General features: G+C 66.4%; 24 protein-coding genes. 16 read left to right on the top strand and 8 right to left on the bottom strand.

Going from position 1 to position 24,931, the window contains the following annotated elements; genetic code table 11:
- Window positions 1-8: 8 nt before the first annotated feature.
- A complete protein-coding gene (locus C5689_RS01725) occupies window positions 9-506 on the bottom strand; it encodes a hypothetical protein (protein WP_244594530.1) in 498 nt (165 codons plus the stop codon).
- Window positions 507-875: 369 nt separating this feature from the next.
- Between C5689_RS01725 and acs the strand changes: the two genes are divergently transcribed.
- From acs to fabD, 3 genes are all read left to right on the top strand, one after another.
- The gene (acs, locus tag C5689_RS01730) at window positions 876-2,810 is read left to right on the top strand and encodes an acetate--CoA ligase (protein WP_108915513.1); all 1,935 of its coding nucleotides are present in this window, start codon (window positions 876-878) and stop codon (window positions 2,808-2,810) included.
- Window positions 2,811-2,913: 103 nt separating this feature from the next.
- The gene (locus C5689_RS01735) at window positions 2,914-3,168 is read left to right on the top strand and encodes a hypothetical protein (RefSeq protein ID WP_108915514.1); all 255 of its coding nucleotides are present in this window, start codon (window positions 2,914-2,916) and stop codon (window positions 3,166-3,168) included.
- A 243-nt stretch (window positions 3,169-3,411) separates the two neighbouring features.
- Window positions 3,412-4,359: an ACP S-malonyltransferase gene (gene fabD, locus C5689_RS01740; RefSeq protein ID WP_108915515.1), complete on the top strand. Its 948-nt coding sequence runs from the start codon at window positions 3,412-3,414 to the stop codon at window positions 4,357-4,359.
- Between the two features lie 58 nt (window positions 4,360-4,417).
- On the opposite strand, the gene C5689_RS01745 is transcribed toward fabD, so the two are convergent.
- Window positions 4,418-5,212, bottom strand: coding sequence for an outer membrane protein (locus tag C5689_RS01745; RefSeq protein ID WP_108915516.1), 795 nt, complete (start codon window positions 5,210-5,212; stop codon window positions 4,418-4,420).
- A 372-nt stretch (window positions 5,213-5,584) separates the two neighbouring features.
- Between C5689_RS01745 and fabG the strand changes: the two genes are divergently transcribed.
- The 9 genes from fabG (at window position 5,585) to C5689_RS01790 (ending at window position 13,738) form a co-directional block, all read left to right on the top strand.
- Window positions 5,585-6,322 (top strand): 3-oxoacyl-[acyl-carrier-protein] reductase, encoded by a 738-nt coding sequence (gene fabG / locus C5689_RS01750; RefSeq protein ID WP_108915517.1) that lies wholly within the window; start codon window positions 5,585-5,587, stop codon window positions 6,320-6,322.
- Window positions 6,323-6,586: 264 nt separating this feature from the next.
- Window positions 6,587-6,826 carry an acyl carrier protein gene (locus C5689_RS01755; protein ID WP_108915518.1) on the top strand — a complete coding sequence of 80 codons (240 nt, stop codon included), beginning with the start codon at window positions 6,587-6,589 and terminating at the stop codon, window positions 6,824-6,826.
- 97 nt (window positions 6,827-6,923) lie between these two features.
- Window positions 6,924-8,186 carry a beta-ketoacyl-ACP synthase II gene (fabF, locus tag C5689_RS01760; RefSeq protein ID WP_108915519.1) on the top strand — a complete coding sequence of 421 codons (1,263 nt, stop codon included), beginning with the start codon at window positions 6,924-6,926 and terminating at the stop codon, window positions 8,184-8,186.
- Window positions 8,187-8,409: 223 nt separating this feature from the next.
- Entirely contained in the window at window positions 8,410-10,242 is a 1,833-nt protein-coding gene (mltG, locus tag C5689_RS01765) for an endolytic transglycosylase MltG (RefSeq protein ID WP_108915520.1), read from the top strand.
- A gap of 60 nt (window positions 10,243-10,302) precedes the next feature.
- Window positions 10,303-11,190: a YicC/YloC family endoribonuclease gene (locus C5689_RS01770; protein ID WP_108915521.1), complete on the top strand. Its 888-nt coding sequence runs from the start codon at window positions 10,303-10,305 to the stop codon at window positions 11,188-11,190.
- A gap of 72 nt (window positions 11,191-11,262) precedes the next feature.
- Entirely contained in the window at window positions 11,263-11,901 is a 639-nt protein-coding gene (gene gmk, locus C5689_RS01775) for a guanylate kinase (RefSeq protein ID WP_108915522.1), read from the top strand.
- Between the two features lie 55 nt (window positions 11,902-11,956).
- Window positions 11,957-12,331, top strand: coding sequence for a hypothetical protein (locus C5689_RS01780; RefSeq protein ID WP_244594531.1), 375 nt, complete (start codon window positions 11,957-11,959; stop codon window positions 12,329-12,331).
- A 227-nt stretch (window positions 12,332-12,558) separates the two neighbouring features.
- A complete protein-coding gene (locus C5689_RS01785) occupies window positions 12,559-12,894 on the top strand; it encodes a cupredoxin domain-containing protein (protein ID WP_108915631.1) in 336 nt (111 codons plus the stop codon).
- 10 nt (window positions 12,895-12,904) lie between these two features.
- On the top strand, window positions 12,905-13,738 hold the full coding sequence (locus C5689_RS01790; protein WP_108915523.1) for an FTR1 family iron permease: 834 nt from the start codon (window positions 12,905-12,907) through the stop codon (window positions 13,736-13,738).
- An 18-nt stretch (window positions 13,739-13,756) separates the two neighbouring features.
- On the opposite strand, the gene C5689_RS01795 is transcribed toward C5689_RS01790, so the two are convergent.
- The gene (locus tag C5689_RS01795) at window positions 13,757-15,136 is read right to left on the bottom strand and encodes a class II 3-deoxy-7-phosphoheptulonate synthase (RefSeq protein ID WP_108915524.1); all 1,380 of its coding nucleotides are present in this window, start codon (window positions 15,134-15,136) and stop codon (window positions 13,757-13,759) included.
- Between the two features lie 195 nt (window positions 15,137-15,331).
- Here C5689_RS01795 and C5689_RS01800 point away from each other — a divergent pair, with 195 nt between their 5' ends.
- From C5689_RS01800 to C5689_RS01810, 3 genes are all read left to right on the top strand, one after another.
- Window positions 15,332-16,525, top strand: a complete 1,194-nt coding sequence (locus tag C5689_RS01800; protein ID WP_108915525.1) for an acyltransferase family protein — start codon at window positions 15,332-15,334, stop codon at window positions 16,523-16,525.
- A 62-nt stretch (window positions 16,526-16,587) separates the two neighbouring features.
- On the top strand, window positions 16,588-17,805 hold the full coding sequence (locus C5689_RS01805) for an acyltransferase family protein (protein WP_108915526.1): 1,218 nt from the start codon (window positions 16,588-16,590) through the stop codon (window positions 17,803-17,805).
- A 111-nt stretch (window positions 17,806-17,916) separates the two neighbouring features.
- The gene (locus C5689_RS01810) at window positions 17,917-18,921 is read left to right on the top strand and encodes a CorA family divalent cation transporter (RefSeq protein WP_108915527.1); all 1,005 of its coding nucleotides are present in this window, start codon (window positions 17,917-17,919) and stop codon (window positions 18,919-18,921) included.
- A gap of 39 nt (window positions 18,922-18,960) precedes the next feature.
- Here the strand turns inward: C5689_RS01810 and purQ are convergent, their stop codons facing one another.
- From purQ to C5689_RS01825, 3 genes are all read right to left on the bottom strand, one after another.
- Window positions 18,961-19,647 carry a phosphoribosylformylglycinamidine synthase subunit PurQ gene (gene purQ, locus C5689_RS01815; RefSeq protein ID WP_108915528.1) on the bottom strand — a complete coding sequence of 229 codons (687 nt, stop codon included), beginning with the start codon at window positions 19,645-19,647 and terminating at the stop codon, window positions 18,961-18,963.
- A complete protein-coding gene (gene purS, locus C5689_RS01820) occupies window positions 19,644-19,889 on the bottom strand; it encodes a phosphoribosylformylglycinamidine synthase subunit PurS (RefSeq protein WP_108915529.1) in 246 nt (81 codons plus the stop codon). Before purS ends, purQ begins: the two co-directional genes overlap by 4 nt.
- 105 nt (window positions 19,890-19,994) lie before the next feature.
- Complete coding sequence (locus tag C5689_RS01825) at window positions 19,995-20,867, bottom strand: hypothetical protein (protein WP_146188301.1); 873 nt, start codon at window positions 20,865-20,867, stop codon at window positions 19,995-19,997.
- A gap of 184 nt (window positions 20,868-21,051) precedes the next feature.
- Between C5689_RS01825 and C5689_RS01830 the strand changes: the two genes are divergently transcribed.
- The gene (locus tag C5689_RS01830; protein WP_108915531.1) at window positions 21,052-23,901 is read left to right on the top strand and encodes an AMP-binding protein; all 2,850 of its coding nucleotides are present in this window, start codon (window positions 21,052-21,054) and stop codon (window positions 23,899-23,901) included.
- Between the two features lie 185 nt (window positions 23,902-24,086).
- Here C5689_RS01830 and C5689_RS01835 read toward each other — a convergent pair whose 3' ends face one another.
- Both C5689_RS01835 and C5689_RS01840 read right to left on the bottom strand, forming a co-directional pair.
- Window positions 24,087-24,392, bottom strand: coding sequence for an HPr family phosphocarrier protein (locus C5689_RS01835; protein WP_108915532.1), 306 nt, complete (start codon window positions 24,390-24,392; stop codon window positions 24,087-24,089).
- Window positions 24,389-24,790 (bottom strand): PTS sugar transporter subunit IIA, encoded by a 402-nt coding sequence (locus C5689_RS01840; protein ID WP_036293661.1) that lies wholly within the window; start codon window positions 24,788-24,790, stop codon window positions 24,389-24,391. Before C5689_RS01840 ends, C5689_RS01835 begins: the two co-directional genes overlap by 4 nt.
- Window positions 24,791-24,931 lie beyond the last annotated feature (141 nt).

Here is a 24,931-nt window from a genome sequence, read left to right on the forward strand (position 1 = left end):
TCCTCCGCTCAAGCCGTTCCGGGCGCGAAGCCCTCCTCGAGGCCGAGACGCTCGAGCAGCGATTTGCGCCGCTTGCGGTCACGCTTCTGTGGCGGCTTGCGATTGTAATAATCGAACAGCACTTCGCGATAGAGTTTGATGACGCTCCTCTCGTCGAGCCCGACCAGAATATGGGCGGCGACACGCAGCAGCAGATAGACCGTGCATTCGAAGAGGAAGGAGCTCGGATGCGAGAACATCACCGGCAGAGCCGAAGCGATGACGGCGCCGTAGAGCGAGGCGATCGCATAGCGCGGATTGACGCGCGCCCACAGGAAGAGGCGCAGCAATTCGCGATAGCCGACGATGTTCACCAAGGTCGAGTAGAGCTCGAGGCTGAGGGCGCCGTTCTGGAAATCGACGATCGCGCGGGCGAAGGCGACGATGGCGACGAGGGAATAGAAAATCGTGTCGCAACGGCGAAGGCAGAGTTCACGAACATCGTCGAACAACAGTTTTTTCCTCATCTTCGCTCCTCGAGGGGTCGGGGTCGCGCTGTAGCATTCTTTCATTCGAGCGAATCTGATCGATCGAATCCGTTCGAGCGGAACGCGCTCTAAAAGAGCCGCAAATCCGGCGCCGACCAGTCCGGCGTCGATGAGAGATTCAGCTCGCGGTATGCGCGCCGCTCCTGTAATACGTAGCAGTTCGAAGCGAGCTGCGACGTGATGTCGCGCCGGCGCGGCGCCTCGTCACAGAGCGCTCTGCGCGTTCGGGCGCCGAAATGGCGGGCGCCCCGGGCGAAGGACGCCATAGCCCGAGACGATGAAAAAGGTCATATTGCCGCCAAAGCGGACGGCGCGCCAAAGCGCCGCAGTCACCCGAGGGAACGCTCGATGTCGGAAAAGATCTATGCCGTGCCGGAAGCTTGGCGCAATGAAGCGCGCGTGAACGCCGAGAAATATGACGCGCTCTACCGGCGCTCCGTCGCCGACCCCGACGGCTTTTGGGGAGAGCAGGCGCAGCGCATCGAATGGATCGCGCCGTTCACGCGCGTGAAAGAGGTCAGCTTCGACACGCATAATGTCGCGATCGAATGGTTCGGCGACGGCTCCACCAATATTGCGATGAATTGCATCGATCGGCATCTTCCGCATCGCGCCGATCAAGTCGCGATCATCTGGGAGGGCGACGATCCTTCGCTCTCGCGCCACATCACCTATCGCGAATTGCACGAGCAGGTGTGCCGCTTCGCCAATGTGCTGAAGGCGCATGGCGTGCGCAAAGGCGATCGCGTGACGATCTATCTGCCGATGATTCCGGAGGCCGCCTACGCCATGCTCGCCTGCGCGCGCATCGGCGCCGTGCATTCGGTGGTGTTCGGCGGCTTCTCGCCGGATGCGCTCGCCGGCCGCATCGAGGATGCGCAATCGGATGTCGTCATCACGGCGGATGAGGGCGTGCGCGGCGGCCGCAAATCGCCGCTCAAGGACAATGTCGACGCCGCGCTGGAGAAGGTCTCGGCCAAGACCGTCATCGTCGTCACGCGCACTGGCGCCAAGGTGGATATGAAGCCCGGCCGCGATTTCCGTTACGAGGACGAGGCGAAGAAGGTTCCCGAGGATTGCCCTTACGCCGAGGTCGGCGCCGAGGATCCGCTGTTCATCCTCTACACATCGGGCTCGACCGGAAAGCCCAAGGGCGTGCTGCACACGACCGGCGGCTATCTCGTCCACGCCGCGCTCACCCATGAGCTGGTCTTCGATTATCGCGAGGGCGATGTCTATTGGTGCACGGCGGATGTCGGCTGGGTGACGGGCCACAGCTATATCGTCTATGGCCCGCTCGCCAATGGCGCGACGACGCTGATGTTCGAAGGCGTGCCGAATTATCCGACCGTCTCGCGCTTCTGGGAAGTGATCGACAAGCACAAGGTCGACATCTTCTACACCGCGCCGACGGCGATCCGCGCGCTGATGGGCGCCGGCGAGGAGCCGGTGAAGAAGACCAGCCGCAAATCCATTCGCCTGCTCGGCTCGGTCGGCGAGCCGATCAATCCGGAAGCCTGGGAATGGTATCACCGCGTCGTCGGCGAGGGCCGCTGCCCGATCGTCGACACATGGTGGCAGACGGAGACGGGCGGCATTCTGATTGCGCCGCTGCCGGGCGCGACGGCGCTGAAGCCGGGCTCGGCGACCAAGCCCTTCTTCGGCGTGCAGCCGGAGATCGTCGACGCGAACGGCAATGTGCTGGAGGGCGCCTGCGAGGGTAATCTCGTCATCGCCGATAGCTGGCCGGGACAGGCGCGCACCGTGTTCGGCGATCACGAGCGTTTCGTGCAGACTTATTTCACCGCCTATCCGGGCAAATATTTCACCGGCGACGGCTGCCGGCGCGATTCCGACGGCTATTATTGGATCACCGGCCGCGTCGACGATGTCATCAATGTCTCTGGCCATCGTCTCGGCACGGCGGAGATCGAGAGCGCGCTCGTCGCCCATGAGAAGGTCGCGGAGGCGGCCGTCGTCGGCTTCCCGCACGCGATCAAGGGCCAGGGCATCTACGCCTATGTGACCTTGATGGGCGGAGTCGAGGCTTCCGAGCGTCTGCGCAAGGAGCTGGTCGATTTCGTGCGCAAGGAGATTTCCGCCATCGCCTCGCCGGATGTGATCCAATTCGCGCCCGGCCTGCCGAAGACGCGCTCCGGCAAGATCATGCGGCGTATTCTGCGCAAGATCGCCGAGAATGAATTCGGCGCGCTCGGGGATACGTCCACGCTCGCCGATCCGAGCGTTGTGGAGGATCTGATCAAGAACAGGCCGGCGGGGTGATGTCGGCGCGCGCTGTGCCGGAGCGCACGGCGGCCGATCGTCGGCGCCTGATAGGGTCGTCTCGTCTCATCGAGAACGAGACGATCTATCAGGAGCAATTTTCATGAAAATGGCATTTTCTCTCGCCGTCGCGATCGCGGCGACTTCCCTGAACGTCGATGTGAACGCCGCGCCGGTGCGCAACGCCTCCATGAGCTTTCAGGGCGATGTGACCTCTCGGGGCGACGTGACGCCTCAGGGCGACGTGCAGCTGGCCGGTCTCGCTTGGCGATGCGGCAAGAAGAATCCCGCCGAATGGGGAACCTTCGGCAACGGCTGCCTCAAGCAGAAGCGCAAGGCGCGCCAGGGCAAAGCCTGATCCGGCTTCCGATGACGTGCTCGGAACGTGCCCGCCTCGACTCTCCGGGGCCGTCGTCGATCTCTGCCGCCAGCTCGCTCGCGGGGAGCGCTCGCTCGACTGCGAGCGAGCTGGCGGCTCGGGCAGGGATCGGGACGAGGGAAGCCCCCGATGCCCCGCCGAGCCCGCGTCTCTCGACTTGACAGGCTCTCGCGCCTGCGCCACTCGGCGCTCGTCAATCCAAAATGAGGGGACGAGCAGCGCATGGCGAAGGCATTCGTGTTTCCGGGACAGGGGTCGCAGGCGGTCGGCATGGGCAAGGCGCTCGGCGAGGCCTTTCCTCAGGCGCGCGCCGTCTATGAGGAAGTTGACGCCGCGCTCGGCGCGCCGCTCTCCAACATCATGTTCGAAGGTCCGGAAGCCGAGTTGACGCTCACCGCCAACGCCCAGCCGGCGCTGATGGCGGTCTCGCTCGCCGCCATCCGCGTGCTGGAAGCCGAGGCCGGGCTCGATCTCCCCCGCGACGCCAAATTCGTCGCCGGCCATTCGCTCGGCGAATATTCGGCGCTGGCCGCCGCCGGGGCGCTCTCCATAGCGGACACCGCGCGGCTGTTGCGGCTGCGCGGCCAGGCCATGCAGGCGGCGGTTCCGGTCGGTGCGGGCGCGATGGCGGCGCTCATCGGCGTCGAGTTCGACGCTGCGCGCGAGATCGCCGAGGCCGCCGCCGCGGCGGAAGGAAAAGTCTGCCAGATCGCAAATGACAATGGCGGCGGCCAGATCGTCGTCTCCGGCGCCAAGGCGGCGGTGGAAAAGGCGATTCTCATCGCCAAGGAGCGCGGCGTGAAGCGCGCCGTGCCGCTGCCCGTCTCCGCGCCCTTCCATTGCGCGCTGATGCAGCCGGCGGCCGAGGCCATGCGCGAGGCGCTGGCGACGACGACGATTCTCGCGCCCAAACTTCCCGTCGTCGCCAATGTGACCGCGAGCCCGATCGTGTCGCCGGACGATATTCGTCGTCTTCTGGTGGAGCAGGTGACGGGCACGGTTCGCTGGCGCGAATGCGTCGCCTATATGGCCGGCGAGGGCGTCGACCGATTCGTCGAATGCGGCGCCGGCAAGGTGCTGACCGGGCTTTTGAAGCGAATCGCTTCCGAGGCGAAAGGCGTCGCCGTCGGCGCGCCCGAGGATCTGGACGCTTTTCGCGCCTTCGTCTGATCGCGAAAAAGCCCGGCCGTAGGGGCCGGGCTCTTCGTCCGGGAGGGGAGGACGGTTTTTAGTATCTCGCCACCACGGGAGCGGGGTTGAAGAGATTGAAGTGGTAGTTGACGCCCGCGCGCACGGTGCTGATCTGGGTGCGGCGGTTCCAGGTCAGGCCGCCGATGCCGACGATACCCGGCTGGACGATCGGCGCGAGCAGCAGCCAATTATTGTTGTTGTTCGCATTGTCGTTCAGCTCGGTGTAGAGATATTCGACCTTGGCCGACCAATTGGGCAGGAAGGCCCATTCGACGCCGCCGCCGGCCGTCCAGCCGCTGCGCACGTCATTGCCATTATTGCCCCACCAGCCGATCGTGGGCCGGTTCACCTCGCCATAGGCGAAGCCGCCCGTGCCGTAGATCAGGAGCCGCGAATCGAGCAGCGCCAGGCCGACGCGGCCGCGCACCGTGCCGAACCAGGGCACGCGGACGCGATTGAAATCGCCCCAGCCCCACCAATTGTTGTTGCCGCCGCCGCTGCCGATGCTGGTGCCCTGAATATCGGTCTCGAGACCGACGACGAAGAGCGGCGAGAGCTGATAGTTCCAGCCGAGCTGAGCGCCGCCGACCACGCCGCCGCTATTGTTGCCGTTGTTGTTGTTCCAACCCCAGCCCCAATTGTTGTTGTTGTTGTGGTTGCGGTCGATCCAGCCGCCGCCGATGTTGAGACCGATATAAGGCCCGGTCCAGGAAAAAGACGGCGGCGGGACAAAGGCGACGACAGGCGCCGTGCGCGCCGGAAGATCGGCCGCGAAGGCCGAGCCGCCGAACAGCGCCGAAAAGATCGCCAGAACGGAAATTGTGTTTTTCATCGATGGCTCCTTCAATTCTCTAAAATCCGGCGCAGCACGCCAATCCACGCTGTTCGACCCCGCGAACGAAAGCATTCGACCGCCTGCAGACGAAGATTTCGTAAATCGCCGAGACTGTAAACGTCAAATATGCCCGTATAAGTCCCGCCGACGCGCTTATTTGCTGCGGTGTGATAAAAAAGCACCCTTACGTAGTCAGAAAACGCTGAATTTGTACTACAAATCGCAGCCGCTTTCTCTCCGCAATACCACTTAATGCGACAAAGAAGGCCGCCGCGCCCTCCGATTGCGCGCTGCGCGGCCGGCGCCCTATAGAGACGCATTCATGTTTTCGCGAAGCTGCGCGACGAAAGCGGCGGCGAGGGAGGAGAGATGTTCGATCTGACCGGCAAGACGGCGCTGGTGACGGGCGCGAGCGGGGGCATCGGCCGGGACATCGCGCGCGCGCTGCATCAGAGCGGCGCGGTCGTGGCGCTGTCGGGCACGCGCGAAGAGGCGCTTTCGGCGCTCGCTTCCGAGCTCGGCGAGCGCGTCCATATCCTGCCTTGCGATCTGTCCGACAAGACGCAGGCCGAGGCGCTGGTCCCAGCGGCGGAAAAGGCCATGGGCGGGCTCGACATTCTCGTCAACAACGCCGGCATCACCCGCGACATGCTGTTCATGCGCCTCAAGGACGAGGATTGGGACGCGGTGCTGAACGTCAATCTCACCTCCGCCTTCCGCCTGTCGCGGGCGGCGCTGCGCGGCATGATGCGCAAGCGCTTCGGGCGAATCATCGGCATCACCTCGGTCGTCGGCGTCACCGGCAACGCCGGCCAGGGCAATTACGCCGCCGCCAAGGCGGGCATGATCGGCATGACCAAATCTCTGGCGGCCGAGGTCGCCTCGCGCGGCATAACCGTCAATTGCGTGGCGCCCGGCTTTATCGAGAGCCCCATGACCGACGCGCTGAACGAGACGCAGAAGCAGACGATTCTGCGCGCCGTGCCGGCGGGTCGGCTGGGCACGGGCGCCGATGTCGCCGCCGCCGTCGTCTATCTCGCGAGTGACGAATCGGCCTATGTCACAGGCCAGACTCTGCATGTGAACGGCGGCATGGCGATGATTTGAAAGCTCGGGATTTGCCGTGGGGCGCCCCTCGCCACGGCGAATTAATTATGCTACCAGACGCGACGCTGGCCGGGGGCGACGCCGCGAGAGCAATTCGGGCCGGCGAAAAGCTCGCCTCCCGATGGCGACATTTCGGTGGATCGCGCGAGCGGAACCGCAGAAATGTGACGTAGTTTACCCCTGAAACGATCGAGCGTGGTCCGAGCCGAGCTATGGATCCGCCAAATCGGTGTCAGCAGATCGATCGAACGAGGATCAGAGAAGATGAGCGATATCGCCCCGCGCGTTAAGAGTATCGTTGTCGAACATCTCGGCGTCAAAGAAGAAGAGGTGAAGCCGGAGGCGTCTTTCGTCGACGATCTCGGGGCCGATTCTCTCGATACCGTCGAGCTGGTCATGGCCTTCGAGGAGGAGTTCGGCGTCGAGATCCCGGACGAAGAGGCCGAGAAGATCAACACGGTCGGCGACGCCATCACCTATCTCGAAAAAGCCAAGGCGGCTTGAGGCGAGACGCCTTCGCGACGCGGATCGTGGAACGGTCCGCGCTGTCGCGACTTCGAGAAACCGACTGAAATATACGGCATAGCGTTCGAGAGAATCCATGCGCAGGGTGGTGGTCACCGGACTCGGCATCGTTTCGCCGTTGGGCTGTGGCGTGGACGTCAATTGGCGGCGGCTGATCGCCGGAGAGCACGGCTTTCGCCGCATCGACACTTTCGAGGCGTCTGATCTCCCGTGTCAGATAGCAGGTTTCGTGCCGCGCGGCGACGGAACCAATGGAACCTTCGATCCCGACGGCTGGTTCGAGCCGAAGGAGCAGCGCAAGGTCGACGACTTCATCATCTATGGAGTCTCCGCGGCCACGCAGGCGCTGGCCGACGCCGGCTGGACGGCGGACACGCCCGAGAAGCAGAATTCGACCGGCGTGCTGATCGGCTCCGGCATCGGCGGGCTCGGCGGCATTTACGAGACCTCCATCACGCTGAAGGAGAAGGGCCCGCGACGCGTGTCGCCCTTCTTCATCTCCGGCCGAATCATCAATCTGGCCTCCGGCTATGTGTCGATCATGCACGGCCTCAAAGGGCCCAATCACGCTGTCGTCACCGCCTGCTCCACCGGCGCGCACGCCATTGGCGACGCGGGCCGGCTGATCGCGCTCGGCGAGGCGGAGGTGATGGTGGCGGGCGGCGCCGAATCGCCGGTCAATCGCATCGGCGTCGCGGGCTTCGCCGCCTGCAAGGCGCTGTCGACCGGCTTCAACGATCGTCCCGAGGCGGGCTCGCGTCCCTATGATCGCGATCGCGACGGCTTCGTGATGGGCGAGGGCGCCGGCTGCGTCGTGCTCGAATCCTATGAGCACGCCAAGGCGCGCGGCGCCAGAATCTACGCCGAGCTGATCGGCTATGGCATGTCCGGCGACGCCTATCACATCACGGCGCCCGCGCCGGACGGCGACGGCGCCTATCGCTGCATGGAGATCGCGCTGAAGCGCGCGGGCGTTCGCGTGTCGGATGTGGATTACGTGAACTCCCACGGCACCTCGACGCCGCTCGGCGACGAGATCGAGCTGCAGGCGGTGCAGCGCCTCGTCGGCAATGAAACGCCGAATCTGTCCATGTCCTCGACCAAATCGGCGATCGGACATCTGCTCGGCGCGGCCGGAGCAGTGGAGGCGATCTATTCCATATTGGCGCTCACCCATGGCGTCGCGCCGCCGACGCGCAATCTGGACAATCCTTCGGTCGAGACCGACATAGATCTGGTCCCGCACGAGGCGCGGCGGCGTAAGATCGATATCGTCCTGTCCAATTCCTTCGGTTTCGGCGGCACGAACGCCTCTCTCGTTTTCCGGCGTCCGGAGTGATCGGCGCTTCGCGCCGCCGCTCGCGCCTGTGGACGAGAGGCCGTTCCTGATTTCGCCACAAAGAACGATAGGGTAGCGAGCGCCGCAAAGTCGTCGCAATCCTGTTCGGCGAGGCGGCTCTCGAAGCGTTTTGTTTGTCGGTCCGTCGCGTTTTTCTGGTCGGCGAATTTGGATGTGATCCGAATCACGACACGGCCCGAAACCCAAGAGACGGAGTTTCCCGATGAGCGATACTCCCCCTGATAATTTGCCGGAAGCGCCGAAGGACGGCGCGACCGAATCTCATTCCGATCCCAAAGGGCGCCCGCCCGAGGGACAGGCTTCCTCCTCCTTCTTCCGGCGCCGTGCGAGCTTGCGCAGCGCCGGCGAAGCCTTGCAGCCGGACGCGCCGCCGCCGCCCCCGCCGCGCCGCAAGCGGGAGGGAACGCTCTCCGCGCTCAGCAGCCTTCTCTCCCTGCTGCTGGTCTTCGCCGTGGCCGGCGTCTTCGGCCTCATCGCCGTGCTGCACAAGCTGCGCGAGCCCGGCCCGCTCGCCGCCGAGCGAATCGTCTATATCGCCCCGCACAGCGACGTTCCCGAGATTCTGGCGCAGCTCGAGCGCGACGGCGTCATCGACAATCCAATGCTGATGAATGTCGCCCTTTTGATCGAGGGCGTCCGCGGCAAGCTGAAGCCCGGCGAATATGCGTTCAAGCAGAACGCCAGCCTGCGCGAGGTGATGGACGAGCTGGTGAACGGCCGGCAGATTCTGCATGGCGTCACCATTCCCGAAGGGCTGACGACCGAGCAGGTGGTCTCGCGTCTGCGCGAGAACGACATTCTCGCCGGCGACATGTCGGAGTTGCCCAAGGAAGGGGCGCTGCTGCCGGAGACCTATAAGGTCGCGCGCGGCTATCCGCGCGCCAAGCTGCTGGTAAAGATGCAGGAGGATCAGCGCAAGCTGCTGGATCAGATCTGGGCGCGCCGCCATTCCGACCTTCCGGTCAAGACGCCCTATGAGCTGGTGACGCTGGCCTCCATCGTCGAGAAAGAGACCGGCAAGGCCGATGAGCGCCCGCGCGTCGCCGCCGTGTTCATCAATCGCCTGCGCAAGGGAATGCGTCTGCAATCGGACCCCACCATCGTCTATGGCCTCGTCGGCGGGCGCGCCACGCTCGGCCGCGGCATTTTGAAGTCCGAGGTCGAGAAATGGACGCCTTATAACACCTATGCGATCGACGGCCTGCCGCCGGGGCCGATCGCCAATCCGGGCCGCGCGGCGTTGGAGGCGGTCGCCAATCCCTCGCGCACGCAAGAGCTCTATTTCGTCGCAGACGGCACGGGCGGCCATGTCTTCTCCGAGACGCTCGAGCAACATGCTCGTAACGTCCAGCGCTGGCGGCAGATCGAGAAGGATCGGGCTTCGGGCGTCGATCGGCTGGAGCCGGGCGCGGTGGTCGGGCCGACGCAGTCCGCCCCGCGGGAAAAGCGCGGCGACGCGGCTTTCGGCCGGCTCGTGGCGCTGGCCGATGCGGCCATGGAGCCGATCGCCGCCGCCGATCCGCGTCCTGGCGCGCTGAAGCGAATCGGCGCCGCTCTGCCTGCCATTCCGTTCGAATATGCCGGGGACAATGAGGCGAGCCTGCGTCTCGCCGCCGAGCGCGCCGCCGTGGCGGCTTCTGCGCCGCCGCTGTTCACCACGCCATTCGCCCAGCGCGCCCAGCCGGAGGCGCGCGCCGCGGTCGCTCTGCTGGCCAATGCCGCGCAAGAGGATTCGCAGGCGGCCGCCGACGATCTCGCCGAGGACGAGGGGCTCGATTCGCCGACGAGCTATCCCGTCTCCGCCGCTCTGCGCGCCGAGCAGCGCGCTCGCGCGGCCCGGCTCGGCGTTTCCCCCGTCGAGGGCGGGCCCGAGGGACGGCCATTGCCGCTCTCGGCCTCTGCGGAGGCCGGCCGGCCGCCGCGCGCCGCCCGCGCCTTCGACGCTTCCGAGGGCACGCCGCTCGATCCGCTGCGCGACCGCGGCTGGGACTTGAACTCGGCGAAGATCGTGCCCGATGTGGCGAAATTTCGGTGATGGAAGCGCGTAGCGAGTAGAGAGACAGTCTACTCGCCACGCGCCCTAGCAAGGATCGCAATGACTCTCGCCAGCATGACAGGCTTCGCCCGCGCCCATGACAATCTCGGGCCGTGGCGCTACGCCTGGGAGATCAAGACCGTCAATTCCAAAGGGCTGGATCTGCGGCTGCGCGTCCCGCCCAATTTCGACGCGGTGGAGGTCAAGGCGCGCGCGCTGATCGCCGGCCGCATCGCCCGCGGCTCCTGCTTCGCCAATCTCACCGCGCGGCGCGACGACGCGCTGGTCGAGACGCGCGTCAATCGCGCCGCGCTGGAGCGGCTGTTGAAAGCGCTCGACGACGTGCCCTTGCACGCATCCTTGCGGCCCGCCTCGCTCGACGGATTGCTCGCGGTGCGCGGCATTGTCGAGGTCATCGAGCCGGAAGACGACGAAGAGCAGCGCAATGCGCTCGACGCAAAGGTGCTGGCGACATTGGCGCAGGCGCTCGACGCTCTCACCGCCTCGCGCGCCTCCGAAGGCGCGGCCATAGGCGAGGTGCTGACGGCGCGGCTCGCGCGCATCGGCGAATTGACCGCGCAAGCGGAGGCGTTGCCCGGCCGCTCGGCGGAGGCGGTGCGCGCGCGGCTCGCCGCGCAAATCGCGGCGCTGCTGGAGACGGGCCATTCCTTCGATTCGCAGCGCCTACATCAGGAGGCGGTGCTGCTCGCGGTCAAGGCCGACATTCGCGAGGAATTGGACCGGCTGAAAGCGCATGTGACGAGCGCGCAGGCGCTCATCGACAAGGGCGGGCCGATCGGCCGCCGGCTCGACTTTCTCGCCCAGGAACTCTCCCGCGAAACCAACACGCTCTGCGCCAAATCCAATGATGGCGAGCTCACCGCCCTCGGCCTCGAGCTCAAGATCGAGGTGGAGCAATGGCGCGAGCAGGTGCAGAACATTGAGTGAGGAGAAAATAGCGAATAGGGAGTAGCGCGAAAGACGCGCTCCATTCGCCACTCGCTATTCGCTGGACCAAATATGCCCACAACGCCAGACCGCCGTGGAATCGTCCTCATTCTCTCCTCGCCCTCCGGCGCGGGGAAGACGACGCTGACGCGTATGCTGCTGCAGAACCGCGAGCTCGACCTCACGCTCTCGATCTCGGTGACGACGCGCCCGCGCCGCTCCAGCGAGGTAGACGGCATTCATTATTCTTTCATTTCCAAGAGCCGTTTCGAGGCGATGCGCGACAATGGCGAATTGCTGGAATGGGCGGAGGTCCATGGCAATTATTACGGCACGCCGCGCGGACCCGTCGACGAGATATTGGGCGAAGGCCGCGATGCGCTTTTCGATATCGATTATCAGGGTACGCAGCAGGTGCGCGAGAAGATGGGCGCCGACACTGTCACCGTCTTCATCCTGCCGCCCTCGATGAAAGAGCTGCGCGCGCGTCTCGAGCGCCGTGCGGAAGATTCGCGCGAGGCGATCGAGCGCCGTCTCGAGAATGCGCGCAACGAAATCCAGCGTTGGAAGCAGTACGATTATGTGCTCGTCAACGACGATCTGCAGCGCAGCTTCGACGATCTGCTCGCAATATTGCGCGCCGAGCGTCAGCGCCGGCCGCGACGTCTCGCCGGCATAGAGGCTTTCGTCGCGCGTCTGTTGAGCGAGTGATGGGGGTCTTGCTTCGCGTCGCCTTCCTTCTCCCCGCGAGCGGGGAGAGCGGGAAATGCGCCGCATCGTGAAGGATTTCGGTTTCGCCATGACATCCGCAAAGCTCTTCGTCCCGATCATCGCGGCGCTGTGCCTCGCCGCCTGCAATTCCGCGCAGCCCGTCGCGGTCGCGCAGGCGCCGGCGGTCGCGACGCGCAGCGCGACTCCGGCGGGCTTCGATCTCCCGGCGGGCTCGGGCTGCGCCAATGCGATCGGCCGATATCGCGCGATCATGGACAATGATCTCGCCATGGGTCACGTGAATCAGGGCGTCTATGCGACTATCCAGGGAGAGATCGACTCCGCCGCCGCGGCCTGCTCCGCGGGAAGAGACGCCCAGGCCGTCGCGCTGGTGCGCGCGAGCAAGGCGCGGCACGGCTATCCCGGCTGACCCTCGCGACATTTCGCCGAGCCCAGATTGGAAGCAATCTCAACTTGCGGCGTTGTAGCCCGACACGTCATTTACTACTTTGATATTCAAGCTCTAGCGCGTTTCGGCCGCGCCTGCGCCACTGGCTTCGCACAGCGGCGCTGGGCCGGTTCTTGCTTTGCCGTGATCGACGCGGCGGAGCCATGGGCATGGGCGAAGACGTTCGAACGATCATCGAAAGGCGTGAAATGACATCCTCCCGAATTCTATTCGCCGCCGCCGCGCTCGCGGCGGGCGTCGTCGCCGCCGTCGCGGCCGAGGAGACCTCCCTGGAAGTCTCCATCAAGGACCATCGTTTCACGCCCGCAGAACTTCATGCGCCGGCCGACAAGCCCATCGTCATCGTCGTGAAGAATCTCGATTCCACGCCGGAAGAATTCGAGAGCAAGGCGCTCAAGATCGAGAAGGTCGTCGCCGGCTCCGCCGAGATCACCGTGCGCGTGCGTCCGCTGAAGGCGGGCAGCTATAAATTCTTCGGCGAATATCACGAGTCCACGGCCAAGGGCGTTCTCGTCGTCGAGTGAGGACTTAGCAATGCTGGGCGCTCTCGTCATCGTTTTTCGCGAGGTCATAGAGGCGGGCCTCGTCATCGGCATTGTGCTCGCCGTCACGCAGGGGGCGCGCGGCTCGCGGACCGTCGTCTTCGCCGGAGTGGTCGCGGGCGCGCTCGGCGCCGGGCTCGTGGCGCTGTTCGCCGATGCGCTGTCGCAGGCCGTCGCCGGACGCGGGCAGGAGCTGTTCAACGCCGGCGTCCTCGCGGTGGCGGTAGTGATGCTCGCTTGGCACAACATATGGATGGCGCGCCATGGCCGCGAGCTGGCGAGCGAGCTGGCGGCGGCCGGCCGCGCCGCTGTCTCCGGCGATAAATCCTTCTTCGGCCTGGCGCTCGTCGTCGCGCTCGCCGTGCTGCGCGAGGGCTCGGAGGTGGCGCTGTTCCTCTATGGACTGCTCGTCTCCGGCGAATCGGGCGCGGATGTGATCCTCGGCGGTTTCTCGGGTCTCGTCCTCGGCGCCGGCGTCAGCGCGCTCACCTATTTCGGTCTCGTCACCATTCCGGCGCGGCATTTGTTCGCCGTGACGACGGCGATGATCACTCTGCTCGCCGCCGGCCTCGCGGCGCAATGCGCGGCCTTCCTGCAGCAGGCCTGGATCGTCACCGCTCTGTCGCAGACAATGTGGGACACATCCGGCGTGCTGCCCGATACGAGCCTCGTCGGGCGTGTGCTGCATACGTTGATCGGCTATGTCGACCAGCCGACGGCGCTGCAGGTCGTCGTCTATGTGGCGACGCTGGCGGGCATATTCCTCGCCACGCGCCTCGCCGCTCCGCGGCCCGGCGCCGCCAATGTCCACGCCGCGGCGGAGTGACCTTCGATCGGACGCGGCCTATTCGGCCGCGTCCTGCTCCTGCGCGCCGCGCGCGAGCCGTTCGGCCTTCAGCAATTCCGCGACGAGGAAGGCCACTTCTATCGCCTGCTCGGCGTTGAGGCGCGGGTCGCAGGTCGTGTCGTAGCGCACGCCGAGCTCCTGCTCGGAGATATCGCGCGCGCCGCCCATGCATTCGGTGACATTCTGCCCCGTCATCTCGAGGTGAATGCCGCCGGCATAGGTGCCCTCGGCGCGGTGAACCTCGAAGAAATTGCGGATTTCCGCCATCACGCGATCGAAAGGCCGGGTTTTACGGCCGCCGGCGCTGATCGTGTTGCCGTGCATCGGATCGCAGCACCACACGACATTGCGGCCCTCGCGGGCGACGGCGCGCAGGATCGGCGGCAGTGCCTCTGCGGCTTTGTCGGAGCCGAAACGGCAGATCAGCGTCAGCCGCCCCGGCTCGTTCTGCGGATCGAGCTTGTCGATGAGGCGCAGCAGCGCGTCGGGCTTCAGGCTCGGCCCGCATTTGAGGCCGATGGGGTTCTGCACGCCGCGCAGATATTCGATATGGGCGCCGTCCTCCTGGCGCGTGCGGTCGCCGATCCAGAGGAAATGGCCGGAGGTGGCGAAATAGCCGCCCTCGAGCGAGTCGACGCGCGTCAGCGCCTGCTCATAGCCGAGTAGCAGCGCCTCGTGAGAGGTGTAGAAATCCGTCTGCCTGAGCTCGGGATGATGCTCGGGATCGAGGCCGATGGCGCGCATGAAGCCCAAGGTCTCGCTGATGTGATCGGCGAGCTGCGAATAGCGGTCCGACAGCGGGCTGTTGCGCACGAAGCCCAGCATCCAGCGATGGGCGTTGACGAGATTGGCGAAGCCGCCGGTGGCGAAGGCGCGGATGAGGTTGAGCGTCGCGGCGGATTGCCGATAGGCCATCAGCTGGCGATGCGGATCGGGCGTGCGGGCGGCGGCGGTGAATTCGATGTCGTTGATGATGTCGCCGCGATAGCTCGGCAGCTCCAGCGCGCCCTGCTTCTCGGTAGGGGCGGAGCGCGGCTTGGCGAATTGGCCGGCGATGCGGCCGACCTTCACCACGGGCGAGGCCGCCGCATAGGTCAGCACCACCGCCATTTGCAGGAAAACGCGGAAGAAGTCGCGGATATTGTCGGCCGAATGCTCGCCGAAGCTCTCGGCGCAATCGCCGCCCTGCAGCAGAAAGGCGCGACCGGCCGCCACTTCCCCCAGCGAGCGTTTCAGATTGCGCGCCTCGCCGGCGAAGACGAGGGGCGGAAATCCGGCGAGCTGCCGCTCGACATCGGCGAGCGCCGCCTGATCGGGATAGACCGGCGTCTGCTCGATCGGTCTTCCTCTCCAGCTTCCGGGCGTCCAATTCTCCACTGGCCTGGCTCCTGCTCGCCGCTCCCCCGCGCGGCTCAGCTATACAGGAGTGAGCCCGCGGAGGCGAGCTTTTGCCCGTCCACCGGAAGCGCCACCATATTCCCTCGGCCAGGACCTGCGGTCTTTCCGCAGGATGACGCGGCCCCCCGCTTTCCCTAGCCTCGACGGCGCCCTTTTCGTACGAGCGCTTTTTTCATGCCGGTCTTTTTATCGGATTTCATTCACGCCGCCCGCTGGCTCGCCGCTCTCGCCGTTCTGCTCGCTCACGCCAATGTGCTCGTCTCCTTGAGCGACATGATGGTCGCGCCGCATGGGCCGCTCGTCTATGCGTGGTGGTTCGTCACCGCCTTCTCGCATCAGGCGGTGACGGTCTTTTTCGTGCTGTCGGGCTTTCTCGTCGGCGGCCGCGTCTTTGTGGCCATGGAGCGGCGGACGCCCTTCCTGCGCGCCTATTTCGTCGATCGCTTCGCCCGCATCTATCTGGTGCTGATCCCGGCGCTGGCGCTGACCTTCGGTCTCGACGCGCTCGGCCGCGATCTTTTCGCCGGCGCAGGCGTCTATGAGCTTCCCGGCCTCGAGGGCGCCTATGAGGCCTCGCGCATTCTCTCGACGCTGGCCATGCAGCAGAATATCTGGGCCGGCCAGGCCGGCACAGACGGCGCGCTGTGGTCGCTGGCCTGCGAGTTCTGGTACTATCTTTTGTTCCCGCTGCTGCTGCTTCCTTTGGCGCGCGCCTATTCGGAACCCGCGCGCCTCGCCGGCTTCGCCCTCGGCGCGCTGCTGCTGCTGCTCCTCTCGCTTCCCTCCTCGCGCGTGCCTTTCGGCTTCGCGCTATGGGCCATGGGCGCGCTGGCGGCCCGCGCGAAGCGCCCGCTCTTCGCCGGCAAATATCTGTCGCTGGGGATTTTTCTCGCGGCGCTCGTCGTCGCCCGCCTCGCCGCGCGCGGGCCTCTCTTCGAGGCGCATCCGGTTCTGCACGACATCGCCGACGCGCTCACCGCGGCGACGCTCGCCAATCTGCTGGCGACGCTGCGCTTTTCGGAAAGCGGCTTTGCGCTCGGAGATTCGGCGCTGCATCGCCGGCTCGCAGATTTCTCTTTCTCGCTCTACGCCACGCATATGCCGATCGTTTTCTTCTTCTGGGCCGGAGCCGGCCATATTTTCGGCGTGGACTGGCACAAGCTTCTGCCGACGTCGACGCATTGGCTCGTCACGGCGGCGCTGCTCCTCGTCGCCGTCGCGACGGCCTTCGTCTTCTCGCGTGTGACCGAGGCGCATACGCCGGCGCTGCGGCGGCTTCTGCATGCGGCTGTCGCCGCGCTGGACCGGCGCGCGCGGCTCGGCCTGCGCGCCCGCTGGATTGGCCATGGTCGAGCCGAGGGGCTATAACTCGGCCCCGCCCAGCTTTTGTTTGGAGCGCAGTCCGATCGCTCCAAAGCCACCGGAGACTCATGCCGATCCTCTTATCGCAATTCATCGAAGCCTGTCGTTGGGTGGGCGCGCTGCTGGTGCTCGCCGTCCATTCCACCAATATGTTCGTCAATCTCGCGGACATAATGAGCGCTCCCCATGCGGCGAGCGTCTACGCCTGGTGGTTCTTCGTCAGCTTCGAGCTCGGTCATCAGGCCGTCGTCGGCTTCTTCGCCATTTCGGGCTATCTGGTCGGCGGCGCCGTGCTGGCGCAATTGCGCAGGGACAAGCCCTTTCTGCGCGACTATCTCATCCATCGGTTCGCGCGCATCTATATCGTGCTCGCGCCGGCGCTGCTGGTCACAGTGGTGGCGGATGGGATCGGCCGCGGCTGGCTCGGCGACAGCGGCGTCTATGACTGGCCGGTGTTCAAGGACCATTATCGCGCCGATCTCTTCCTCGGCTCGCTGGCCAATCTCTCGGCGATCTATTGCGATTTCTTCGGCACCAATGGACCGCTCTGGTCGCTCGCCTGCGAGTTTTGGTATTACATCTCCTTTCCGCTGCTGCTGCTGCCCTTCGCCCGCGCCTATTCGTTGCGAACGCGCGCTGTCGGATTCGCGCTCGGCCTCGCCATTCTGGTGGTCATGTCCATCCCCTCCGGGGGCTGGTTTCGTTTCGGCTATCTGCTCTGGGGCCTCGGCGCGCTGGCGACTCTGGCGCGGCGCCCACTGGTCCAATCGCGCTGGATCGTGCTCGCGCTCTATGTCGTCGCGGTCATCCCCATCCGCCTTCTGGTGCGCGGCCCCAATCTCGAGGCTCATCCCTATCTCGCCGACGCGGCCGATCTTCTGGGCGCCGTCCTCTTCCTCAATCTGATGGTGACGCTGCGCTTCGGGCCGCAGCAGGGCTGGGCGCTGTTCCAGCCGCAGCTGCATCGGCGGCTCGCCGATTTCTCCTTCTCGCTCTACAGCGTCCATATGCCGGTGCTGATTCTGGCGCGCGCCTTCGTCGATCAGCGCTTCGGCGCGCAATGGGCGCGCGAGCTGGCGACGCCCGCCCATTGGCAGGTGATGGCGGCGGTGATGACAGCGGCGGTCGTCTTCGGCTTCCTCTTCTCGCGCGTCACCGAGGCGCACACCAATTCCGCGCGGCGCGCGCTGCGCAGAGCCTTCGAGGCGGCGGAGGAGCGTCGGCGCCGGCGCGTCCCGCCGCCGCTCGAGGAGCTGGAGCGCGAGCCGCAAAAAGCCGACGCCTGATTGTGAAGGTCAACCGTGCCGCCCTCTGTCGACGAACCGTCGCATCCCTCCTCTAATGGCGAGGACCCGAGGCGGGCCGCCGAAGGCGCGCGCCCGCGGGGACGCACGAAAATGAAGACGATGCCGTCGAGCGTCGCGATCGTGGGCGATTCGCCCTTTCTCTGGGTCATGCGCTTCGATGCGGAGGGCGCGGCGACGCTCGTCGCCGACCACGATTCCGCGCAGCTCGATTCGGATGCCGACGGCTATTTCTGGGTCCATCTCAATGTCGCCGATCTGCGCTATCGCGATTGGGTCGCCGGCCGCCGGCAAATGCCGGCCGAGGCGCGCGCCCTGCTCATCGACCAGGACAGCCATCAGCGGCTCGACGCCGACGAGCAGGCGCTCTGGGGCGTGATCGCCGATTACGGCCGCGATCTCGAGCGTGAGGAAGACGTGCTGCGTCCCTTGCGCGTCGTCGTCACCGAGCGCTGCATCGTCACCGCCCGCCGCTACGCCGTCGAATCGACGGCCGCCATTCGGCAATCGGCTCTGGACGGCCAGCGCCTGCGCGCGCCGCTCGATCTCTTCGAGGCGCTGGTGACGCGCAGCCTCGTCTCCATGGACACCGGCCTCGAGAAGCTTCTCGCCAGATTCAACAAGATCGAAGATCGCGTGCTGGACGACGAGGCGCATGACGACCGGCGCGATCTCGGCGCGCTGCGCCGCCAGACGATCCGGCTGCGGCGCGAGCTCGCCGACGGCCAGCGCGTCTTCTCGCGCGCCGCCTTCTCGCCGCGCGTCTCGCCGCCGGCCCATGCGACGCTGCGCCGGCTGACGCAGCGCTTCGATTCGCTGCAGCAGGAGCTGCAGGCGGTGGAGGAGCGCGCCCGCCTGCTGCAGGACGAGATCGTCTCCAACCTCACGGCGGAGACCAATCGTCAGCTCTATGTGCTGACCATTCTCGGCACTCTGCTCATGCCGCCGACTCTCGTCTCCGGCATATTCGGCATGAACACGAAGAATCTGTTCTTCGCCGATAATGAGCAGGGGACGCTCTATGCGGCGGCGCTCTGCCTCGCCTCGGCGGCGGCGGCCTTTTTCGCGCTGATGTGGATCAAGCGCCGCGAGGGTTAGCGGAACTCGCGCCCACTCGCCGCGCACTGCCGATCGGCGTCACGCCGCTGCGAGGCTCTCGAACAATCCCCGGCCGTCGATTCCGCCGACCAGCGGATCGATGAGATTTTCGGGATGCGGCATCAGACCGAGCACATTGCGGCGTTCTGAAAAAATACCGGCGATGTCGTTGCGCGAGCCGTTGGGATTGGCCTCGCCGCCGACGCGCCCGAGTGAATCACAATAGCGGAAGGCGACGAGCCCCTCGCCCTCGAGCCGCGCGATCGTCTCGTCGTCGGCCTCGTAATTGCCCTCGCCATGGGCGATGGCGACCTCGATCGTCTGGCCCTGGCGATAGTGGCTGGTGAAGGCGGTGTCGGCGCGCTCGACGCGCAAATGCTGCATTCGGCAGACGAAGCGCAGATTGGCGTTGCGCATCAGCACGCCCGGCAGCAGGCCGCCCTCGCACAAAATCTGGAAGCCGTTGCAGACGCCGAGCGTCAGACCGCCGCGCGCGGCATGGGCGCGCACCGCGTCCATAATGGCGGCGCGGCCGGCGATGGCCCCGCAGCGCAGATAATCGCCATAGGAGAAGCCGCCCGGCAGCACGACGAGATCGGTGCCCGCGGGCAGCTCGGTCTGCGAATGCCAGACCATGGCCGGCTCGTGGCCGGTGGCTCGAGCGAGCGCGCGCGCCATATCGCCTTCGCGATTGGAGCCGGGAAAGACGATGACGGCGGCTCTCATGGGCTCGCGATCTCGATCTGGAAATTCTCGATGACGGTGTTGGCGAGCAGCTTCTCGCAGGCGGCGCGCAGCCGCTCCTCGGCGAGCGCGCGGTCGGAGCCCTCGAGCTCTATGTCGAACACTTTGCCCTGGCGCACGCCGCCGACGCCCGCGACGCCGAGCGAGGCGAGCGCGCCCTCTATGGCCTTGCCCTGCGGATCGAGCACGCCGTTTTTCAAGGTGACGATGACGCGGGCTTTCATGCGGCGGCTTTCTCGGGGTTCGGCTGCAATGGGCTGGCCGCAGGGTTAGCGGGCGACGCGCCGGAGCGCAAGCCGTTCTCTCGCCGCCGTTCTCGCCGCGCCGCTTCAGGCCGAGCGCGAGCGCAGGGCGTAGACGAAGCCGGCGGCGCCGAGCAGCGCGATCGTCGCGGCGAAGATCGGCTGGCCGGCGGCGAGCGTCAGCACGACGGCGACGAAGGTCGCGACGCCGATCACCGACGTGACGATGAAGGCGCCGAGCGGCGAGGCGGAGCCGGCTGCCGTCGCGCTGCCCCGCCGCGGCTGGCCGGCGACGGCCGAGACGATCGCCTGATAGGCGGGATCGAAAATGATTCGATCGATCGAAAGCGGCGGCGCCGAATAGGGAAAGCCGCCGGAGGGCGAAGCGAAATCGCGGTCATAGGTGGTCGCCTCGAAGGCGCCCGGCCCCGTCTTGGCCAGATAGATGTCGATGGTGGCGGTGTCGCGCTCGCCGTCGCGGACCAGCAGAGCGGCGCGAATCGTCGCGGCCGCATCGTCGGCGTTGCGCGAGGGCAGGCGCGAGCGTGGAACGACGTCCGCCTCCTCGAGGAATTCCTTCGTCGTTTCGCCGCGCGCCTCCGCGGCGGAGCGCGCCGCCGCCTGCGCCTTCCGCACGATGATGCGCAGCGGAACGCGTTCGCCGACGAGGCGCGGCAGGTCGGAGAGCGCGGCCGCGCTCGGCCCATAGGCCGAGGTCAGATTGGCGTCCTCGCCGCTGATTTCTTCGCCGGAGGCGGCGCCGAGCGGCATGGCGAAATTTCGATAGCCGGCGGGAAGTGCATCGCGAAGGCCGGGGCCGGGCGGCGGTGTTTTGACGGCCGCCGTCGTCGCCACGCTCGCGTCTTCGACCGGCTCGGCCTTTGCTGTGACAGGCGCGACGCGCGACAGCGCGCGCACGCCGGGCGCTCGGGATGTAACGGCGGAAATCGGCGATACCATGATTCGTGACACCCATGGCGCGTCGCTTCGTACGCGCGCGCAGATTGGAATTTCCGGCTTGCGCGAAGCTGACGCCAGCGCAACCAGAGCGATTATTCGCAGGTCGTCTTCGACGCCGGGTTATAGAAAAGAGTCGAATGCCGCCGACCTCGCTCTATCTGCCTCGGGAGCAGGAGGGGCGCGAATGTATGCGGTCTCCAATTATCCGGGGCGTCGCCGCGCGACGCAGGAGGCGGCGCGGCGCGAGGTTTTCGCCGTCGTCGGCTCGCTCGCGCGCGAAATGCATCCGCAGCGCAGCGTTCCGGCGGAAATCTCCCTGTCCAGCCGGCTCGAGCAGGATCTCGGCGTCGACAGCCTGGCGCGCGCCGAATTGAACATGCGGCTCGAAAAGGCTTTTCATGCGCATCTGCCGATCGAGGAGCTCGGCCGCGCCGATACGGTCGGCGATCTGCTGACGGCGCTGGAGAAAGCGCCCGGCGCCGAGCCGCCGCCCGTCGTCGAGCCTGCCGCGGGCGAGGCGCTGCCGCATATTCGCGCCGCCTTCGAGGCGAGGACGCTGACCGAAGCGCTGGACTGGCACGCCGCGCATAATCCCGAGCGGCTGCATCTGACTTTTCTGCGCGACGCGGCGACGCCGGCCGGCGCGTTCACCTATTGGCGGCTGGCCGACGAGGCGCGCCGGGCGGCGGAAGGCCTCGTCGCCCGCGACGTCGCGCCCGGCGACCGCATCGCGCTGATGCTGCCCACCGGACTCGATTTCTTCGTGGCCTTTTTCGGAGCGCTCTACGCCGGCGCCATTCCCGTGCCGATCTATCCGCCGATGCGCATGGCGCAGATCGAGGAGCATCTCACCCGCCAGATCGGCATTTTGCGCAACGCCGGGGTGAAGCTGCTCATCACGGCCGCCGAGGGGATTCGTCTCGCCGGCCTCGCCCGCCGCCGGGTGGAGACATTGGAAGAAATCGTCGCCGTCGCCGATCTTGTGAGCGGCGCCGATGGCGCGCCTTTGCCGCCGACGCGCGAGGCGGGCGCGACCGCCATGTTGCAATATACGTCCGGCAGCACGGGCGATCCCAAAGGCGTCGTGCTGAGCCACGCCAATCTTCTCGCCAATGTGCGCGCCATGGGCCTCGCCATAGGCGCGACCTCGGCCGACACTTTCGTGAGTTGGCTGCCGCTCTATCACGATATGGGATTGATCGGCGCCTGGCTCGGCTGCCTGCATTTCGGCGCGCCGCTCTATGTCATGTCGCCGCTGACCTTTCTGTCGCGGCCGGCGAGCTGGCTGGAGGCGATCGACCGCCATCGCGGCACGCTGAGCGCCGCGCCCAATTTCGCCTTCGAGCTCTGCCTCGACAAGATCGATCCGGCCCAGATCGAGGGACTCGATCTCTCCTCGCTGCGCATGGTCGCCAATGGCGCGGAGCCCATCTCCCCGCGCACCATCCGGCGATTTGCCGAGAAATTCGCCAAATATGGTTTCCGGGCGGAGGCCATGGCGCCTGTCTATGGTCTCGCGGAAAATTCCGTCGGCCTCGCCTTTCCGCCGCCCGGCCGCGCGCCGCTGATAGACCGCATCTCCCGTGATTTGCTGGCGACCGACGGTCGCGCGGAGCCGGCCGGGGACGCGACGGCGGCTCTTGAGTTCGTCTCCTGCGGCGCGCCGCTGCCGGGCCATGAAATCCGCGTCGTCGACGGCGCCGGCCGCGAGCTCGCCGAGCGGCGCGAGGGCCGGCTCGAGTTCCGCGGACCTTCCGCCACCGCCGGCTATTTCCGCAATGAGGAGAAGAGCAAGGCGCTGATTCGGGACGGCTGGCTCGACAGCGGCGATCGCGCCTACACGGCCGGCGGCGAGGTCTATGTCACCGGGCGGGTGAAGGACATCGTCATACGCGCCGGGCGTCATCTCTATCCGCAGGAGATAGAAGAGGCCGTCGCCACGCTCCCCGGAATCCGCAAAGGCTGCGTCGCCGCTTTTGGCGCGCCCGACGTCGAGACCGGCACGGAGCGGCTGATCGTCGTCGCCGAGACCTATGAGACCGCGCCGGAGGCCCTCGGCGCGCTCGAGACCAAGGTTCAGGCCGCGGTCGCCGCAGTTTGCGGCGCGCCGGCGGAGGAGGTCCGCTTCCTGCCGCCACGCTCGACTCCCAAAACCTCGAGCGGCAAGATTCGCCGCAGCGCCGCCAAGGCGCTGTTCGAAGAGGGCCGGCTCGGCGAGCCGCGCGGCCCGGTGTGGCTGCAGATCGGCCGGCTGGCGCTGCTCGGCCTATGGCCGGCGATGCGCGGCGCGGCGAAAAGCGTGGGCGAGCTCGCCTACGCGTCCTGGTGGTGGATCGTCGTCTGCGCCGGCTATTTCGCCGCCTGGTGGGCGGTCATGACTCTGCCCTGCCGCTCGCGCTGGCCCGCCGTCCGCAAGATCGCCGGGACAATGCTCGGCGCCATTGGCGCGAAGGTCACGACCGAAGGGCTCGAGCGTCTGCCGAAAGGCGGCGCCGTACTCGCCTTCAACCATTCGAGCTATGTCGATGTGATGCTGCTCGCCGCCCGCCTGCCGGGCGAGCCGGCTTTCGTCGCCAAGAAGGAGTTGGCCGGACAGATTTTCGCCGGGCCGTTCCTGCGCCGGCTCGGCGCCCTTTTCGTCGAGCGCTTCGACATTGCGGCGAGCGTGGCCGACGCGGAGAAGCTCGCGGCGGCGGCGCGCGAGGGGCGCAATCTCGTTTTCTTCCCGGAGGGGACATTCACGCGCCGCGCCGGGCTCTGCGGCTTCTATCTCGGCGCGTTCAAGATCGCCGCGGAGGCGGAGCTGCCGGTCTTTCCGGGCGTCTTGCGTGGAACCCGCGGCATGTTGCGCGGCGAGCAATGGTTCCCGCGCCGCTCGGCTCTGTCGCTCGCCATTCTGCCGCCGATACGGGCGGGCGGGAGCGATTTTCTCTGCGCGCTGCGGCTGCGCGACCATGTCCGCGCCGCCATCCTCGCGCGCTGCGGGGAACCGGATTTGAGCGAATTGTCCAAGCCGAGGCGGGGGGACGCGTAGCGGAGGCCGACCGGGCGAACTGGATGCGCGCCGGAAAGCCGATTCTACCTCCCCCTCGAGGGGGAGGTCGAGCGGCGTAGGCGCTCGGGACGGGGCGACGCCCCGAGTCTTTGCTGGTGGACTCCACCCCGTCCGGCTATCGCCGGCGACCCTCCCCCTCAAGGGGAGGGTGGGCGCCGCAGCTTCTACTCGTCCTCTCCGAAGCGGTTGCCCACCAGCGCCGCCAGCGCCTCTATCGCTTGCGCGGCCTGTGGGCCGGCGGCGGTCACGGTGATGGTGGAGCCCTGCGCCGCGCCCAGCGTCAATATGCCCATGATGGAGCTTCCGCCGACCGTGTCCCCGCATTTGGAGACGGTGATCTCGGCCTCGTAAGCCTCACAGCACTGGACGAATTTGGCCGTCGCCCGCGCATGAAGGCCCTTGCGGTTGACGATGACGAGATCGCGGGCGATGCGCCCGCCTTCGATGGCGGAAACGGATTGATCGGTCATTTCGCGTTGAGAACTCGGCTGGCGATATAGACATATTTGCGCCCGGCGTCCTGGGCTTGCAACACCGCCTGCTCGAGCGGAGCCGATTCGCGCACCGAGGCCAGCTTGATCAGCATGGGCAGGTTGATGCCCGCCAGCACCTCCACCTTGCCGCCGTTCATCACGGAAATCGCCAGATTGGAGGGCGTGCCGCCGAACATGTCGGTCAGGACGACGACGCCGTCGCCGCTGTCCGCCTCGGCGATGGCGTCGATAATGTCTCGGCGCCGACGCTCCATGTCGTCCTCGGGGCCGATCGAGATAGACACGAGTTGTTTCTGCGGGCCGACCACATGCTCGAGGGCCGCGCGAAACTCCGTGGCGAGGTGGCCATGGGTCACCAGGACCATTCCGATCATTCGCAGCTACCGCTCATGAAGACCGTCTCGCGAGAGAACGAGATCGTCGAAACCGGAGAACCGAAGCAGACCGGCATTGCGGCTCACCAATTCACTAACGCGAATGTCGCCCCGACGTTCGCAGCGTTTCGGGCGCCATTT

The organism is Methylosinus sporium (genome assembly GCF_003113265.1).
In the GTDB taxonomy this organism is placed as follows: domain Bacteria; phylum Pseudomonadota; class Alphaproteobacteria; order Rhizobiales; family Beijerinckiaceae; genus Methylosinus; species Methylosinus sporium.

Excerpts from the sequence above, each read along its gene's own strand:
- C5689_RS01810 (WP_108915527.1), top strand. The coding sequence starts at position 17,917 with ATGAAGACGATGCCGTCGAGCGTCGCGATCGTGGGCGATTCGCCCTTT.
- acs (WP_108915513.1), top strand. The coding sequence starts at position 876 with ATGTCGGAAAAGATCTATGCCGTGCCGGAAGCTTGGCGCAATGAAGCG.
- C5689_RS01840 (WP_036293661.1), bottom strand. The coding sequence starts at position 24,790 with ATGATCGGAATGGTCCTGGTGACCCATGGCCACCTCGCCACGGAGTTT.
- C5689_RS01800 (WP_108915525.1), top strand. The coding sequence starts at position 15,332 with ATGCCGGTCTTTTTATCGGATTTCATTCACGCCGCCCGCTGGCTCGCC.
- C5689_RS01745 (WP_108915516.1), bottom strand. The coding sequence starts at position 5,212 with ATGAAAAACACAATTTCCGTTCTGGCGATCTTTTCGGCGCTGTTCGGC.
- purS (WP_108915529.1), bottom strand. The coding sequence starts at position 19,889 with ATGAAAGCCCGCGTCATCGTCACCTTGAAAAACGGCGTGCTCGATCCG.
- fabF (WP_108915519.1), top strand. The coding sequence starts at position 6,924 with ATGCGCAGGGTGGTGGTCACCGGACTCGGCATCGTTTCGCCGTTGGGC.
- C5689_RS01790 (WP_108915523.1), top strand. The coding sequence starts at position 12,905 with ATGCTGGGCGCTCTCGTCATCGTTTTTCGCGAGGTCATAGAGGCGGGC.
- C5689_RS01835 (WP_108915532.1), bottom strand. The coding sequence starts at position 24,392 with ATGACCGATCAATCCGTTTCCGCCATCGAAGGCGGGCGCATCGCCCGC.
- C5689_RS01825 (WP_146188301.1), bottom strand. The coding sequence starts at position 20,867 with ATGGTATCGCCGATTTCCGCCGTTACATCCCGAGCGCCCGGCGTGCGC.
- C5689_RS01805 (WP_108915526.1), top strand. The coding sequence starts at position 16,588 with ATGCCGATCCTCTTATCGCAATTCATCGAAGCCTGTCGTTGGGTGGGC.
- C5689_RS01725 (WP_244594530.1), bottom strand. The coding sequence starts at position 506 with ATGAGGAAAAAACTGTTGTTCGACGATGTTCGTGAACTCTGCCTTCGC.
- fabG (WP_108915517.1), top strand. The coding sequence starts at position 5,585 with ATGTTCGATCTGACCGGCAAGACGGCGCTGGTGACGGGCGCGAGCGGG.
- purQ (WP_108915528.1), bottom strand. The coding sequence starts at position 19,647 with ATGAGAGCCGCCGTCATCGTCTTTCCCGGCTCCAATCGCGAAGGCGAT.
- mltG (WP_108915520.1), top strand. The coding sequence starts at position 8,410 with ATGAGCGATACTCCCCCTGATAATTTGCCGGAAGCGCCGAAGGACGGC.
- C5689_RS01780 (WP_244594531.1), top strand. The coding sequence starts at position 11,957 with ATGCGCCGCATCGTGAAGGATTTCGGTTTCGCCATGACATCCGCAAAG.
- C5689_RS01770 (WP_108915521.1), top strand. The coding sequence starts at position 10,303 with ATGACTCTCGCCAGCATGACAGGCTTCGCCCGCGCCCATGACAATCTC.
- C5689_RS01735 (WP_108915514.1), top strand. The coding sequence starts at position 2,914 with ATGAAAATGGCATTTTCTCTCGCCGTCGCGATCGCGGCGACTTCCCTG.
- fabD (WP_108915515.1), top strand. The coding sequence starts at position 3,412 with ATGGCGAAGGCATTCGTGTTTCCGGGACAGGGGTCGCAGGCGGTCGGC.
- C5689_RS01830 (WP_108915531.1), top strand. The coding sequence starts at position 21,052 with ATGTATGCGGTCTCCAATTATCCGGGGCGTCGCCGCGCGACGCAGGAG.
- C5689_RS01785 (WP_108915631.1), top strand. The coding sequence starts at position 12,559 with ATGACATCCTCCCGAATTCTATTCGCCGCCGCCGCGCTCGCGGCGGGC.
- C5689_RS01755 (WP_108915518.1), top strand. The coding sequence starts at position 6,587 with ATGAGCGATATCGCCCCGCGCGTTAAGAGTATCGTTGTCGAACATCTC.
- gmk (WP_108915522.1), top strand. The coding sequence starts at position 11,263 with ATGCCCACAACGCCAGACCGCCGTGGAATCGTCCTCATTCTCTCCTCG.